The organism is Flavobacterium cyclinae (genome assembly GCF_021172145.1).
GTDB classification, from domain to species: Bacteria; Bacteroidota; Bacteroidia; order Flavobacteriales; family Flavobacteriaceae; genus Flavobacterium; species Flavobacterium cyclinae.
Genome location: NZ_CP089095.1, coordinates 2,575,539 through 2,590,964 on the forward strand (window position 1 = coordinate 2,575,539; position 15,426 = coordinate 2,590,964).

Annotated in this window: 13 protein-coding genes; 2 read left to right on the forward strand and 11 right to left on the reverse strand. The window is 31.9% G+C overall.

The window, feature by feature from the left end:
* Positions 1 to 39 precede the first annotated feature (39 nt).
* Entirely contained in the window at positions 40 to 786 is a 747-nt protein-coding gene (locus tag LOS86_RS11825) for an MlaE family ABC transporter permease (protein ID WP_374107573.1), read from the forward strand.
* Positions 786 to 1,556, forward strand: a complete 771-nt coding sequence (locus LOS86_RS11830; RefSeq protein WP_231842289.1) for an ABC transporter ATP-binding protein — start codon at positions 786 to 788, stop codon at positions 1,554 to 1,556. Before LOS86_RS11825 ends, LOS86_RS11830 begins: the two co-directional genes overlap by 1 nt.
* Here LOS86_RS11830 and LOS86_RS11835 read toward each other — a convergent pair.
* The 11 genes from LOS86_RS11835 to porU all read right to left on the reverse strand — a co-directional run bounded on the left by LOS86_RS11835 (position 1,549) and on the right by porU (position 15,340).
* A complete protein-coding gene (locus LOS86_RS11835; protein WP_231842290.1) occupies positions 1,549 to 2,934 on the reverse strand; it encodes a TIGR00341 family protein in 1,386 nt (461 codons plus the stop codon). The genes LOS86_RS11830 and LOS86_RS11835 overlap by 8 nt on opposite strands.
* Positions 2,935 to 2,937: 3 nt before the next feature.
* The gene (locus LOS86_RS11840; RefSeq protein WP_231842291.1) at positions 2,938 to 3,996 is read right to left on the reverse strand and encodes a mannose-1-phosphate guanylyltransferase; all 1,059 of its coding nucleotides are present in this window, start codon (positions 3,994 to 3,996) and stop codon (positions 2,938 to 2,940) included.
* Positions 3,997 to 4,034: 38 nt separating this feature from the next.
* Positions 4,035 to 4,637 (reverse strand): SprT-like domain-containing protein, encoded by a 603-nt coding sequence (locus LOS86_RS11845; protein ID WP_231842292.1) that lies wholly within the window; start codon positions 4,635 to 4,637, stop codon positions 4,035 to 4,037.
* On the reverse strand, positions 4,634 to 5,194 hold the full coding sequence (locus tag LOS86_RS11850) for a hypothetical protein (protein ID WP_231842293.1): 561 nt from the start codon (positions 5,192 to 5,194) through the stop codon (positions 4,634 to 4,636). Before LOS86_RS11850 ends, LOS86_RS11845 begins: the two co-directional genes overlap by 4 nt.
* A 14-nt stretch (positions 5,195 to 5,208) precedes the next feature.
* Complete coding sequence (locus LOS86_RS11855; RefSeq protein ID WP_231842294.1) at positions 5,209 to 5,892, reverse strand: SDR family NAD(P)-dependent oxidoreductase; 684 nt, start codon at positions 5,890 to 5,892, stop codon at positions 5,209 to 5,211.
* Positions 5,882 to 6,844, reverse strand: a complete 963-nt coding sequence (locus LOS86_RS11860; RefSeq protein WP_231842295.1) for a M28 family metallopeptidase — start codon at positions 6,842 to 6,844, stop codon at positions 5,882 to 5,884. Before LOS86_RS11860 ends, LOS86_RS11855 begins: the two co-directional genes overlap by 11 nt.
* A 72-nt stretch (positions 6,845 to 6,916) precedes the next feature.
* Positions 6,917 to 8,524: a dihydrolipoyl dehydrogenase family protein gene (locus tag LOS86_RS11865; protein ID WP_231842296.1), complete on the reverse strand. Its 1,608-nt coding sequence runs from the start codon at positions 8,522 to 8,524 to the stop codon at positions 6,917 to 6,919.
* A gap of 5 nt (positions 8,525 to 8,529) precedes the next feature.
* A complete protein-coding gene (pdhA, locus tag LOS86_RS11870; RefSeq protein WP_231842297.1) occupies positions 8,530 to 9,528 on the reverse strand; it encodes a pyruvate dehydrogenase (acetyl-transferring) E1 component subunit alpha in 999 nt (332 codons plus the stop codon).
* Positions 9,529 to 9,689: 161 nt separating this feature from the next.
* Entirely contained in the window at positions 9,690 to 10,169 is a 480-nt protein-coding gene (cdd, locus tag LOS86_RS11875) for a cytidine deaminase (RefSeq protein ID WP_231842298.1), read from the reverse strand.
* Positions 10,170 to 10,234: 65 nt separating this feature from the next.
* Complete coding sequence (gene porV, locus LOS86_RS11880; protein WP_231843942.1) at positions 10,235 to 11,434, reverse strand: type IX secretion system outer membrane channel protein PorV; 1,200 nt, start codon at positions 11,432 to 11,434, stop codon at positions 10,235 to 10,237.
* A 39-nt stretch (positions 11,435 to 11,473) separates the two neighbouring features.
* Positions 11,474 to 15,340: a type IX secretion system sortase PorU gene (porU, locus tag LOS86_RS11885; protein ID WP_231842299.1), complete on the reverse strand. Its 3,867-nt coding sequence runs from the start codon at positions 15,338 to 15,340 to the stop codon at positions 11,474 to 11,476.
* Between the last annotated feature and the right edge of the window lie 86 nt (positions 15,341 to 15,426).

The window sequence follows — 15,426 nt, forward strand, 5'->3', positions numbered from 1 at the left end:
TACTGCATACTAGAAACTGATTACTGAATACTGAATAAAATGATGCTCATTCGCTACTTATCGCAAATAGGAAAATATTTCATTATGTTGAAAGAAATTTTCAACAAACCAACCAAATGGTCGGTAATGAAACAACTTATATTCAAAGAAGTTGATGATTTAATTATTGGATCATTAGGAATTGTTTCTTTTATATCCTTCTTCGTTGGTGGTGTTGTGGCTATTCAAACAGCATTAAACTTAACAAATCCTTTGATTCCAAAATTTTTGATCGGTTTTGCAACTCGTCAATCGGTGATTTTAGAGTTTGCTCCTACATTTATCTCGATTATTATGGCAGGTAAAATGGGCTCGTTCATAACCTCTAGTATTGGTACTATGCGTGTAACTGAACAAATAGATGCGTTAGAAGTAATGGGAGTTAACTCCTTAAATTATTTGGTTTTCCCAAAGATGATTGCATTACTTTTATATCCATTTGTTATTGGATTGAGTATGTTTTTAGGTGTTTTTGGAGGTTGGATGGCGGCCGTTTATGGTGGTTTTACGACTAGTTTTGAATTTACTACTGGATTACAAACCGAATTTATTCCTTTCCATATAACATATGCTTTTATAAAAACAGTTGTTTTTGCTTTATTATTAGCTACAATTCCTTCTTTTCATGGATATTACATGAAAGGGGGTGCTTTAGAAGTTGGAAAGGCAAGTACCGTTTCTTTTGTTTGGACATCCGTTGTCATTATTTTAATGAACTTTATATTAACCCAACTCCTATTGAGCTAATGATTGAAGTAAAAGACATTATAAAAAAGTTTGGTGAACAAACCATTTTAAAAGGTGTTTCCACTCGCTTTGAGGCAGGAATGACCAATCTTATCATTGGACAAAGTGGATCGGGAAAAACAGTTTTCTTAAAATCTCTTTTAGGATTACACACACCTGATAGCGGAACAATATCATTTGATGGCAGAATTTATTCGGAACTTTCAAATGATGAAAAACGAAATTTAAGAACAGAAATCGGGATGGTATTTCAAGGCAGTGCTTTGTTTGACGGAATGACTGTTGAAGAAAATATAGGATTCCCATTAAAAATGTTCTCCAATAAATCACCAAAAGAGATAAAAGAACGTGTTGATTTTGTAATCGACAGAGTACATTTAGTAAACGCACATCACAAGCGCCCTTCTGAAATTTCAGGTGGAATGCAAAAACGTGTGGCGATTGCTAGAGCAATTGTGAACAATCCAAAATATCTTTTTTGTGACGAACCTAACTCAGGTTTAGACCCTAAAACAGCTATTGTTATCGATAATTTGATTCAGGAAATTACTGAAGAATACAACATTACTACTGTTATTAATACGCACGATATGAATTCGGTGATGGAAATTGGTAAAAAAATTGTATTCTTAAAAAACGGCCTTCTAGAATGGGAAGGAAGTAATAAAGAAATCTTCAAAACCGATAATGAAGCCGTTACCGATTTTGTTTATTCATCTGAATTATTTAAACGCGTTAGAAAAATGTATTTAGAAGACGATGTTAATTAGTAACAATCACTTTTTCATTTTTCATTTTTTTTCGCAACCAATTTTGAAGTCGAATATTTTCTGAAGCTTTGCTTTTTTCCTTACTATTCTTTTTCCATGTAACTTTAAATGTTGGAATAGTATCAGTATTATAAAAGTCAGTTGAAATTACATTAGCATAAGAAACGCTTTCAATATCGTCTTGTAAAGCTTTCATTTCTTCTGTTATTTCAGAAAAAGGAAATAACTTATCATTGTTGGCTTGCAATTGTGTTTTTAATTCAAATATTTCTTTTTCTTTTTCTAATAATTCTTGACTCTTTTTTACTAGTAACTGCTGATTGGACAAAAATGAATTTTCTATTTCATTTATTTTAGAAATAGTCTCCAAATTTTCCGCATCTTGAAGCACCTTAAAATCACACCCATCATATCCTAAAGTCTTCATTTGCGATTTGAATTGTTCAATATCTAATTTTGTAATGCTTTTTCCCACAACGGCAAAACTAATTTGCTTGTTCTCAAAATCTTTATGAACATCTAACACTAAAATTCCTTTTTCTGTTCTTAAATTTTTTATTAACCCATCTGCTTTTTGATTAAAATCAGACTTTTTATATAATTGATAAAACATAAAAATACTAGGAACCAATATGGCAAATGCTAAAATTGAAATGAATTGTGAAATTCTTTTTCTTCGTTTAGAATTGGCATAAGCTTCATAAGGAAATTTCAAAAAACGAACTACAATAAAAGTGGCACTAGCAATGAAAATTGTATTAATAGAAAATAAAAACAAAGCTCCTCTAAAAAAATCCCACTTAGCAGTTGCTAAACCATAACCTGCAGTACAAAGAGGCGGCATCAAAGCCGTAGCAATTGCCACACCAGCAATGGTATTTATTGATTTATTTTGTCGGCTCAAAGCCACGATTAAGGCCAAACCTCCTGTAAGCGCAATTATTACATCTCTTACATCTGGAAATGTTCTCGCTAAAAGCTCTGGTGTTTCATTTTGAAAAATAGGAATACTAAAAAACAAAAATGAGGTTAGTAAACTTAAAATTACCATTACCCCAAAATTCTTAATTGCTTTTTTAAATAAATCAATATCATTAATTCCAAGGGAAAGTCCCATTCCTAAAATAGGTCCCATTAATGGAGAAATTAACATAGCTCCAATTACAACTGCTGTTGAACTCGTATTTAATCCGGTAGAAGCCACTAAAATAGAAAAAATCAAAACCCATGCATTTTGACCTTTCATATCCACACCAGCCTTAATATCTTCTATTGTAGCAGAACGATTGGTGTCGTGTGAAATATCAAACGTGTCTTTTAGAAATAACTTAATTTTACTTACTATTTCTTGCCATGAATTTTGAGTAGTATTTTCCATTTTTTAACTAGTAATTTTAGATACAATCTTTTTGATATCTTGTTCTTTATTTTTTGGATAAATCAACAACACATCTTCTTTATCTACAATTATATAATCGGTTAAGCCATCAATTACAACCAATTTTTTTCCTTCAGTTCTAATTATATTATTGGTAGCATTCTCTAAATAAACCGATGCATTTACTACAGCATTTTCTTGCTCGTCTTTTGGTAATTTATCGTACAAAGAACCCCAAGTTCCCAAATCATTCCAATCGAAGGTAGCGGGTAAAACATAAACATTTTGTGCTTTTTCCAAAATTGCATAATCCACTGAAATATTTTGCGCTAAAGGATAATTCTCTTTAATAAAAACTTCTTCTTGAGTGGTATTAAAAGCATCATACCCTTTCATAAAATGATCATACATAATAGGCTGAAACTCTTCGTAAGCATTTAATACAGTTTTTACACTCCACACAAAAATTCCTGCATTCCAAAGAAAATTTCGACTTTGAATAAACTTTCTTGCGGTTGCGTAATCTGGTTTTTCTCGAAACTGTTTTACTTTTTTTATCGGTCTTGAATCTAATTTATCGTATTCTATATATCCATATCCTGTATTAGCGAATGTAGGCAAAATCCCTAATGTCATTAAGTTTTCATCGCGCTCACAAAAATCAAAAGCATACTGAAGATTAGAACAAAACTGTACCTCATCTTCAATCCAATGATCTGAAGGTGCCACCACCATTATGGCGTCTGGATTTTGTTTTTTAATTTTTAATGATGCATATAAAATACAAGGCGCAGTATTTCTCATTGCTGGTTCTAAAACAATTTGCTCTTGCTGAATCATAGGCAATTGTTCTAAAACAATATCGTTGTAAACTTCATTTGTCAAAATCAAAATATTTTCTTTTGGAATAATTTGAGACAATCGAGTAAACGTTTTTTGAATTAACGTTTCGCCTGTTCCTAACATATCGTGAAATTGTTTAGGAAATTCTGTTGTACTAACTGGCCAAAAACGAGAACCAACTCCACCAGCCATTATAATTGCGTAATAATTTTTATTCATCTAGTCTTAAATCTTAATCGTTAATCTTCAAATTGAAATTAACTTGGCAACAATTCTACTTCAGCATTCGGTTGAAATAAATACAATCGTCCAGAACTCACTTCTAAACATTCATATCGTTTTACTCGTAATGCTATTTTCTTAAATATCTTTCCATTATGGATTCTAAAATAACTCCCCATCGGAATTTCAAAGATATAATTTTTATCGGTTTCCTTTTGGTCAAATTGTTTTAATGCGATAGCCAACTTGGCATCGGTATCACTACTGGCTTTTGGATTTCTAAAATGTTTAGCAAGTAATGGCAACAATTGATGTGGAAAAATTTCAGGCCTAATAAATGGCACCATCAACCGTTGAAAGGTCAATTTCCATTCTTCACCATGTGGCTTTATGTGTCGGCCATATTTTTCAAACGCCACTAAATGTGCAATTTCATGAATTAGTGTAATTAAAAATCTGTATTTATTCAAACTAGCATTCACGGTAATCAAATGAAAGCCTTGCGCATCTTTTCGATAATCACCATGACGCGTTTGGCGTTCGTTTACAATTTTAAGATGCACATGATTGGCTTTGATTAACTCAAAACAATGTTGAACTGCGTGTTCAGGAAGGTATTTTTGTAAAATAGTGATCAATTATTATTAATTTTTACGATTTGCATATATTTATCATCTAACGATATTAAAGAACTATCTTTACCAAAAAAATACTGAGTACCAAAACTTTTATTTACCAATACTGAATCAAATTCTGAAAAAGTTAAAGTATCTTTTATAACTTTAAATTTACCACAAATAATATTATTATTCTCAATCTCTTTTATTTCAAAAACACAAGTACCATCTTTGTAAAGATAAATTTTATCATCGGTACCATAATATATATTTTTTCCTTTATAAAACTCTTTTTTCCATAAAAATGGCTTATCAACATTTGAAACACCATAAACCAAAAGAACAATAAACAACCCAAGTAAAATTGAAGGAATATAATCTATTCTTTTATTGAACTTTATTAAATAATAAAGATCTTTTATTAGTAAAGTGAAAAATACAATAAAAAATAAAAGAAATGAAAACACAACAATTATTCCTTGAGTTATTCCAATTGAGTAACTACTAAAGTGAAAATATTGTTTAACTCCTAAAAAAAGAAAAAAACATAAAATAAAGTAAATAAATTTTCTATTCAATTTTTAAATATTTTCTATGGCGTTGAAGATGAAACCTGCAATACTTTTCCGTTATAATATTTGTTTCCAGTTAAAGCGAAATTAAAAATATAATCCGCCATTTCTTTTGCTGAAAGTGGCGCTTCGTAGCCTGGAAAAGCTTCTTGTAACATTTCGGTATTAACCGCTCCAAGAGCTAAAACATTGAATGAAATTCCTTGTTCTTTGTATTCTTCGGCTAATAATTCTGATAACGTAATTACCGCGCCTTTACTTGATGAATAAGCGGCTAAACCAGCGAATTTCATACTGCCTTGAATTCCACCCATTGAACTTATTGTTACCACATGACTTCCTTTTTCCATGAATGGAATACAGATTTTTGTTAATTCGGCAACAGCAAAAACATTGACTTTATAAATGTTTTGGAATTCTTCTGAAGTAATTTGTGTGAATTGTTTATGCAACAAACTTCCTGCGTTGTGAATTAAAACATCAACTTTTTTCCAAGTATGATTGATGAATTTTTCTACTTGAAGCAATTCTTCTGGATTTGAAATATCAATTGACAAACACGAAATATTTGGATTTTCGATTAATTCTTTTGGTGTTTTTCGGGAAATGGCCAACACTTGATGTCCAGCATTAGCAAACTGCAAGGCTAATTCATAACCTATTCCACGAGAAGTTCCCGTTATGATTATATTTTTATTTTTCATTTAATTTGATTTCTTTTTTAGGAGCATTTATCATTTTTTCCAAAACTGGAATGGTTTTCGAAATTACTGACGTCATGTGCTTTGTATCCATCAATTCAAACTCATCATCTGGTTGGTGATAGAATTCAAAGTTTTCAAAATCAAAAGTGGATACCGTTTGAGCAGGCACATTAAATTCAGTAAAAAATGGATAGTTATCAGAGGCTCTGAACAGCATATATTTTGTTTCTATTGGTAAATATCCCACTAACTTTTCACCCGCATACTCATTCATTGTAGATGCCATGTTTGTTTTACCAAAACCAGTCAAATAAAAATCCATTCCCTTATCTTTCATTGGCACACCTATCATTTCGAAATTGAACATGAAATACAAATCCATTTTTTGCTCTTTCAATTTAGCAGCCAAATGTTTTGAACCTAAAAGTCCTTTTTCTTCTGCTGAAAAGAAAACAAATAGAATACTTCTTTTATTATTTTTAAATTTCGCAAAATATTTCGCTACTTCGGTTACTGCAGTTGTACCTGATGCATTATCATTAGCTCCATTTCCAATATCATCTCCATTAAACGCTTTTATTCTGCCAATATGATCATAATGCGCACCAATAATAACAAATTCATTTTTTAATGTTTTATCTGTTCCTTCAAGATAACCCACCACATTATATGCTGGCTTATCAAAATTTGACAAAGTATCGCGATAGGATTTAAAATACGGTTGTATACCGTTTTCTTTCAAAAGGGTTTCTAAATAAACTGCTGCTTTTTCAATTCCTTGACTTCCAGTATTTCTTCCTTCTAACTCATCTGAAGTTAAATAGGACAAAGTTTTGATGACATTTTCTTCAGCAACTTGATAATTTGCATTTGAAAAATTTTTAGAAGCAACATTGGTTTGTGCATGTAATGACAATCCAACGAAAGAAATTAGGAATAAAATCTTTTTCATAGTGTTTAGTTTTAGTAAAAATAAAAAAATCCCGACGCAAATCGGGATTCAGTATGATAAATTTAACACTTATTATGCTAACATCGTTACTGGATTTTCCATAAACGCTTTAAACGTTTGTAAGAATTGAGCTCCAGTAGCTCCGTCCACTGTTCTGTGGTCGCAAGCTAAAGTAACTGTCATTGTGTTTCCAACAACAATTTGTCCATTTTTAACTACTGGTTTTTGAATAATAGCACCAACAGATAAAATAGCAGAATTTGGTTGATTAATAATCGATGTAAACGATTGAATTCCAAACATTCCTAAGTTAGAAATGGTGAATGTACTTCCTTCCATTTCTGCAGGTTGAATTTTCTTCGCTTTAGCTCTTCCAGCCATATCTTTTACAGAAGCTCCAATTTGAGACAAACTCATTTGGTCTGTAAACTTTAATACAGGAACTACTAAACCATCTTCAACAGCAACAGCAACTCCAATATTTACATGGTGATTTAAAACCATGGCATCTTCTCTCCATTGCGAATTCACTTGTGGATGTTTTTTCAATGCCATTGCACTTGCTTTGATTACCATATCATTGAAAGAAACTTTCATATCAGGTAATCCGTTAATCATATTTCTTGAAGCAATTGCATTATCCATGTCTAACTCTATAGTTAAATAGTAATGTGGAGCTGTAAATTTAGATTCTGCCAAACGTCTCGCAATGGTTTTACGCATTTGCGAATTTTTGATTTCTTCTTGGAACACTTCTCCGGCAGGTACAAATGGCTTAACTGCAGCAACAGCATTTGTAGCTTCTGCAACAGCTTGAGATGGAGTTGCAACGGCAGATGGAGTGAAATTCTCAACATCTGATTTTACAATTCTTCCATTTTCACCTGAACCTTTTACTTGAGATAAATTAATTCCTTTTTCTTGAGCAATTTTCTTAGCCAATGGAGAAGCAAAAACTCTACCACTAGCATTTGCAACTGGTGCTTGAACACTTGAAGCCTCTACTTGAGCAACCGCTTTTTCTTCAACTTTTGGAGCTTCAGTATCAACAACTGCACCAACTTTATAATTAGCAGCAATTCCTGAAACATCAGTTCCTGCTGGACCTAATATTGCTAATATAGTGTCTACTGGTGCTGAATCGCCTTCCTGAACTCCGATATATAATAAAGTTCCTGCATTGAAAGATTCAAATTCCATTGTAGCTTTATCAGTTTCGATTTCAGCTAAAATATCACCTTCTTTTACAGTATCTCCTACTTTTTTTAACCAAGTTGCAACCGTTCCAGTTGTCATAGTATCAGACAAACGAGGCATAGTTACTACTTTTACACCAGCCGGAATCTCAACTGCTGCTGAAGTTGGTTTAGCTTCTTCCGCTACTTTTTCTTCTTTAGTTTCAACAGCTGTTCCGCCACTTAATAAGGCAGAAACATCTTCACCTTCTTTACCTATGATAGCTAATAAAGAATCTACTGGAGCTGATTCTCCTTCTTGAATTCCGATGTGCAATAAAACACCATCGTGAAATGATTCAAATTCCATAGTAGCTTTATCCGTTTCAATTTCGGCTAAAATATCACCTGTTTTAATTGTATCACCCACTTTTTTTAACCAAGTTGCAACAACTCCTTCGGTCATCGTATCACTCAAACGGGGCATTGTAATTATTTGTGCCATAGTTCTTATAATTTATGTGGAATGAAAGGATAATTTTCTTGTTCGTACACTACATCATACAATTGTTGTGCTTCTGGGAATGGAGATTCTTCTGCAAATTTTTCACATTCTGCAACTAAATCTGCCACTCTTTGATCGATTACTTCGATTTCAGCTTCTGTAGCATAACCGTTTTCTTTAATAATATCTAAAACTTGAGTAATTGGGTCGATTTTTTTGTATTCTTCCACTTCCTCTTTTGTTCTATATAATTGCGCATCAGACATTGAATGCCCTCTGTAACGATATGTTTTCATTTCTAAGAATGTAGGTCCATCACCACGACGGGCTCTTTCCATAGCTTCATGCATTGCTTCAGCTACTTTTACAGGATTCATTCCATCAACTGGTCCGCATGGCATTTCATAACCTAAACCAAGTTTCCAAATATCAGTATGATTTGCAGTTCTTTCTACAGAAGTTCCCATAGCATATCCATTATTTTCACAAATGAAAACAACTGGTAATTTCCAATTCATTGCCATATTGAAAGCTTCATGTAAAGAACCTTGACGAGCAGCACCATCACCAAAATAAGTCAAAGTAACACCACCTGTTTCAAAATACTTATCTGCAAAAGCAATACCAGCACCTACTGGAATTTGCGCTCCAACGATTCCATGACCTCCATAAAAACCATGTTCTTTAGAGAAAATATGCATTGATCCACCCATACCTTTTGAAGTACCTGTAGCCTTACCATATAATTCCGCCATAACTCTTCTTGGATCTACACCCATTCCAATAGGCTGAACGTGATTACGATAAGCAGTAATCATTTTATCTTTAGACAAGTCCATTGCATGCAAAGCTCCAGCTAAAACAGCTTCTTGCCCATTATATAAATGCAAAAATCCTCTAACTTTTTGTTGGATATAAACAGCAGCAAGTTTATCTTCAAACTTTCTCCAAAATAGCATATCCTCATACCATTTTAGGTAAACTTCTCTTGTAATTGGTTTCATTTTTAGTTTGTTTTTAATACAATTGAATTGCAATCCATTTGGTGTAATTATTCGCAATTTTACGAACAGCAAAAATACTACATAGAACCTGATTGAAAAAATTAAATTCTATGATTTTTGTATTTTTTGTAACAAAATCGATAAAAAAAGTTACGAAATCGTTATAGGTGATTCTTATCAAAAACTAATGGTAATAGATTTTTTAAAGAATCTGATTTATAAATATCTCCTTTTGCACCCATGAAAAAAATTGCAATAGGTAAATCTTGTTTAAATTCATACTCAGCTATTGATTGTCTGCAACTTCCACAAGGCGGAATAGGTTCTTCTAAATCCCTATCTTTTGGTGATGCAGTAATAAACATTTTTACAATCTTGGCATCTGGGTATGTTGCGCCTGCATAAAAAATTGCAACACGTTCTGCACATAAGCCTGATGGATACGCTGCGTTTTCTTGGTTAGAACCTTGAATTACAATTCCGTTATCTAAAAGAATGGCAGCACCTACCGTAAATTTTGAATAAGGAGCATACGCTTTGTTTCTAGCTTCAAATGCTTGCAACATTAAATTAGTTTCTTCTTGAGACAACTCTTCTTTTGAAAGTACCGTAATATGGGTATTTATCGAAATTTGCTTCATATGTAAGGAAAAAAAATCCAAATTCTAAACAAGAATTTGGATGTTAGTATAATTTTTTTTATTTATTAAAGTTCTTCATAATTATCACCAAAGTTAAAGGTTAAAGAAAATCGCAATGTATTTTCTAAAGGATTTCTAACTTTAGACGCAGAGAACAAATAAGAAACATCAATTTTAACTACATTATATTTAAAACCTGCTCCAAGCGTAAAAAACTTTCTTGCTCCTTTTAACTCATTCTCATTAAAATAACCCAAACGCAATGCAAACGAATCTTGGTACCAATACTCAGCTCCTAAAGCCCAAGTAATTTCTTTTAATTCTTCTGAAATTCCATCAGGAGCATCATTGAATGATTTAAAAATACCACTAGTCCAACTTGTTTTTCTGTAATCTGCTAAAGCTTGAGTGTAAGCATCATCTGCCGCTTGTTGTTCTGCTGGCTCAATAGAACCACTGTTATCTGAATCAACTGGTTCAACCAATGCTGGAGGAGTTGGCACAAGTAATTTAGTGATTTCTGCAGTTACTCCGATTTTATTGTATTCATCAAAGATAAAATCAAAACCTCCACCTAAACGCATATTTGCAGGCAAAAAGTTATTATTTAAATCATCATTATCATAACTGATTTTTGGACCTAAATTTTGAAAATTGAAACCAGCTCTCCATCTCCCATTAAAATCATTATACGCCATTTCTTCTGATTGATAATATCCTGCAATATCAACCGCAAAAGAAGTAGCAGCAGAAACATCATTATTCTCTGTAGCAACTCTTAATGCAGAACGTATAAATCTACCCGCAACAGCCATAGAAAAACGCTCACTTAACTTTAACGAATAAGATCCATCAAGTGCTAATTCGTTTGGATTAACAATTCTTGGTTGATCATCCACATTATTTCGCAATTCAATGTCGCCTAACCCAAAATAACGTAAAGTACCTGCAAAGGCACTTCTTTCATTAATTCGATTGTAATATGTTAATTGACCTAACGAAATATCATTAGCAATACTTGATAAGTAAGGTGTATAACTAACAGAAAATCCTTGTTTTTGAAGTGAAAAAGCAAATTTAGCCGGATTATATTGCTGTGAAAAAGCATCTGCAGAGGTTGCTACTCCCATATCTCCCATTGCAGCAGAACGAGCATCAGCAGCAATTAATAAAAAAGGAACTCCGGTTGTTATTACTCTATTTTCCTGTGCTTTAACAATTTGATTGGCAGTTAACAAGAATAATAAAATAGCAATTTTTTTCATTGTATTCATAGAAATTTATTTGACAAATATAGTGTTTTATTATAGTATTACAAGTTTCTCATATTTTTCAACCGACTTTCCGGTTGTAGTAGAACGCACTTTTAATTTATAAACGTATACTCCTTTTCCGATTTTATCTCCAAAATCGTCTTTTCCGTCCCAAGAAATATCTCTACACAAAAAACCTTCGGTCATAACTTGCTGATTAATTGTTTTAACTAACTTTCCTGAAATAGTTAATATTTGAACTTGTACGTCTAAAGGCTCAAATGGCATGTTATGATTAAACCAAAACTCAGTATAACTTACAAATGGGTTAGGATAATTCAATACTCTTTCAATTCTTAATCCATCATCTGAACAAACTGCATTAAATTGAATTTCGGCTGTTACCAAATTATTGTAAACATCCCAAGCTTTAAACAATATAGTATGCATACCTGGAGTTAAATCTCTAAATGGGAATCGAACAAATCCTTTTGTGTAATCGTCATTTTCTGTTTCATAGTATTCATTCAAAACATACGGATTTAATTCATCACCATCTAATATTGCAACAATATCATGCCCAATACCACTAGCGGTGTTTATTCCGTTTTCATCTTCCAAGAAAACCAGTAAAGTAGGCGAACAATTGGTTATTCCGCCAGAAACAAAACCTTCATCATTCATAAACATTCTTACCGTTGGCGGAGTTGAATCGGCAACAGCATTTGTATTTACACCACCAATTTGAATTCCTCTGTCGTATCCTGTTTGATTATCTAAGTTAGGGGAATTTCGTTTGGCGTAAAAACTAATCTTACCATTTCCAACCGGAATTCTTATATCTTGAGGAACCACAAAACTAAATTCAAATTGACCATTAACAACGCTTGCATTACCTCTAAAAATCGTTTCACCAAGTGTTGTAAAATTCATTATAATTAATCCTCCTGAATTTGTTACTCCATTATTTCCTAAAGTAGATCTATTAATATCTTTATCAAAAATTTGGACTGCTAAATCACCATTATACCCTGAAAGAAGCACATCATTTTCATCTCTAATTTCTCCTGAAATCTTCATTAAACTTAATGCTTGAAAAACAGGCAAGGTTTGCCCCACGGGTACATCATTTACTTTTGTTAGAACAACTTTAGGTCTAGGAATTGCTAATTTTAAAGCAGGATCACCAATATAGAAAACCACTCTTCTATTATCGGAACCAGTACTCAACTTAGTTAATCTTAGTGCTTCAGAAATCGTAGGATAATCATATGTACCAAAAGAATACAAATTTTCACTTAAAAAATTGTTCATAACAAATCCGGTTGTTACACCAATTTGACGGGTTGTTGCAATTAATCCAATAGCACCTCCTTTTTTATTCCAATACATATATTCGCCTCCAGTAAATCGATTTGGATCATCAAATCGAGTAAACTCACAAGTTATGGTAATAAAAAGAGGATATCTGTATCTGTTATTTAAATTTTGAGCATCTAATTTTTCAAACAAACGTTCCCTTGCAAGTGATTCTTCATTACCGTGCCCAAAATAATTAAAAACCAACGCTCCTAATTCTAAAGCGTCTAAAAAATCTTGTTTAGCATCTGGATATCGTTCTCCTCCCGCCGCTACTTGTTGTACATAAGAATCCGTATGTATTTTTTTTACATTCACAAACGGTTTTTGAGTTGTAAGAACGTCAGCTAAATTATCAAGTCCAAATTGAAGAGTGGCATCTGTTGTATTATCCGCATCATCTGAATACACCACATAATTATTGCGCCATCTACCATATGATTTTTCATCGTAATACTCAATAACTTTATCCACCATTTCTTTTGCTTGTTCTACAGAAGAAACCAACATTCTCCCCACAGCAATATCAATTCCATCAAAACTTCCTAACATTTGTCCTTCACCACTATCCATTAACCCGAAGAAATCATCCGACATAAATGAAGAATACAAAGAAAAGTTTGAAATATTATTAGTCTCAGAAGCAAATGGATTAAAACCATGAAAAACCGGAACTATATTGGAATTATTGAACAATCGTTCTTTATAATCATAAGATGCATCTCCAAATAAATTGACATATTTTACTCTTTTATTTGCATCAGAAGCATTCCAATAGACATATTTAATAAAATTACGAATAGCCGCAACATCTTGTTTTCCAGAAGAAAATTCTTGATATATATTTTCAAGCGCAACTACCCGAACAGACAGGCCTGAATTATTTCTATGAAAATCAGCCAAACGTTCTGCTTGTGATATCAAAAAATTAGGTGTGATGATTAAATAATCAACATCTTCAAAATTACCTTGTGCATCTTTAAAAACATTACCTTTAATATTTTGATTGACTACTACAGCATTTGATTCTCTTAAAGGCAAATACACATCTGACAAGTCAACAGCTACATATTTTTTTTGATTTCCTAAATTAATTTTAAAACTAAAATTTGATCCCGATGTATTAGCAAAAGAAGTAACATTATACAAATCTGTTACATCCCAAACTTGTTCGATTCCTGAAGCATTTGATATTACATATTCGCCAACCCCAACATTAAGTTGCTCTTGTTTATTAAAGAACAAAAACTGTTTAGAAAAACCAGTTAGATTTCTTTTTACGTCTAATTTTATAAAATCTAAATATCCATTAGAACTTGGAACTCCTCCATTATTATATGTTAAAGCAATAGAAATATTAGAAGTAGTTGCATTAAATGATGCATTTAAAGCAGATTCATAACCTTCAATACCACTACCCGATGTAAGCTGAGGAAAGAAAAGTGTCCCTAAATCAACATTATTTGCTTTTATATTAAACGAAGAGTTTCCAAAAGATTTAGAAGCTGTATTTACCTTTAATTGAATAGGTTGTGAAATATCAAGATTAGGTATGCTAAAATCAAAAGTTTGAAATTCATCAATATTAAATTGTTCTCCAAACCACCTTCTTCCAACTTTTCCAGCATTAACTAAATCTTTTTCATAAATAATGGTATCATCGAATTGGGTAAATGATATATTAGGAGTTCCTGATGGCTGTTGAGCTTCTTGAATTCTCTTTCCTGAAGCACTTGAATAAGTTACATAGTAATAAGATTTATCAGCAAACAAATTAACACTAGTTAAACTTTCATCATTCCAAGTATCAACACCTTCTGCATAAAATAAAATATAATCACTATTATCAAAAACCCCATCATCTTCACCCACAAATTGAATAGCATTTTCTTCTAAATCATCCGGATAAAAAGTAGAATTATTCAATGGCAACATTCTACCACCATTGCCATATATTTTTATATTTCTAGGATCAACATTAACATTAAAACCTAAACTTTGTAAAAATGATTTAGAAACTTTATAAACTCCTGATTTTTCAACGTAAAATCGAAACCAATCACCAGTAGATAAAACAGAATTAGATACAGAAAAAATAGTGTTTTGACCACTAATTGGTCTATTGACATTTTGATTTTCTATACTATAAGTAAACGAAACAACTTTTTTGTAAGCACTACCATCTTTAACAATAGGATTTAATTTAATTAATCCTAAAATTTCACTTCGTGCATTAACCACTTCTAATGTTGCTTGAATATTATCTGAAATCAAAGATTTATTTAAGTCATAAAGTTCAGAATCGGAAATAGCTTCAAAATTTACATTAAGAATCCGTAAAGAAGAGTTTAATGTCACGGGAATTATTTTTCTGAACTGAATCCGTTTTTCTGCAAGATCTAGATTGTAATTATCTGGATTAAATTGAGGAAATTTTAATGTAACTTCCTCTTGTTTGAAATCGGCAGTAGAATTCCAATTAATTATAACATTTGTTGATTCTTGCGAAAAAACAAAGTAAAAACTAAAAAAACATAATACAGATAAAATCTTTTTCATAAGCAATAAAACGCATTAAATACATTTATATTACAAAGAGAGAAAAATATTTTTTTTTATTCTAATTTTTCACAATAAAAGTGATC

What these genes read in the sequence shown, in the direction of transcription:
- LOS86_RS11825 (WP_374107573.1), top strand. Translation starts at nt 40, where the DNA reads ATGATGCTCATTCGCTACTTATCGCAAATAGGAAAATATTTCATTATG.
- LOS86_RS11830 (WP_231842289.1), top strand. Translation starts at nt 786, where the DNA reads ATGATTGAAGTAAAAGACATTATAAAAAAGTTTGGTGAACAAACCATT.
- LOS86_RS11835 (WP_231842290.1), bottom strand. Translation starts at nt 2,934, where the DNA reads ATGGAAAATACTACTCAAAATTCATGGCAAGAAATAGTAAGTAAAATT.
- LOS86_RS11840 (WP_231842291.1), bottom strand. Translation starts at nt 3,996, where the DNA reads ATGAATAAAAATTATTACGCAATTATAATGGCTGGTGGAGTTGGTTCT.
- LOS86_RS11855 (WP_231842294.1), bottom strand. Translation starts at nt 5,892, where the DNA reads ATGAAAAATAAAAATATAATCATAACGGGAACTTCTCGTGGAATAGGT.
- LOS86_RS11860 (WP_231842295.1), bottom strand. Translation starts at nt 6,844, where the DNA reads ATGAAAAAGATTTTATTCCTAATTTCTTTCGTTGGATTGTCATTACAT.
- LOS86_RS11865 (WP_231842296.1), bottom strand. Translation starts at nt 8,524, where the DNA reads ATGGCACAAATAATTACAATGCCCCGTTTGAGTGATACGATGACCGAA.
- pdhA (WP_231842297.1), bottom strand. Translation starts at nt 9,528, where the DNA reads ATGAAACCAATTACAAGAGAAGTTTACCTAAAATGGTATGAGGATATG.
- cdd (WP_231842298.1), bottom strand. Translation starts at nt 10,169, where the DNA reads ATGAAGCAAATTTCGATAAATACCCATATTACGGTACTTTCAAAAGAA.
- porV (WP_231843942.1), bottom strand. Translation starts at nt 11,434, where the DNA reads ATGAAAAAAATTGCTATTTTATTATTCTTGTTAACTGCCAATCAAATT.
- porU (WP_231842299.1), bottom strand. Translation starts at nt 15,340, where the DNA reads ATGAAAAAGATTTTATCTGTATTATGTTTTTTTAGTTTTTACTTTGTT.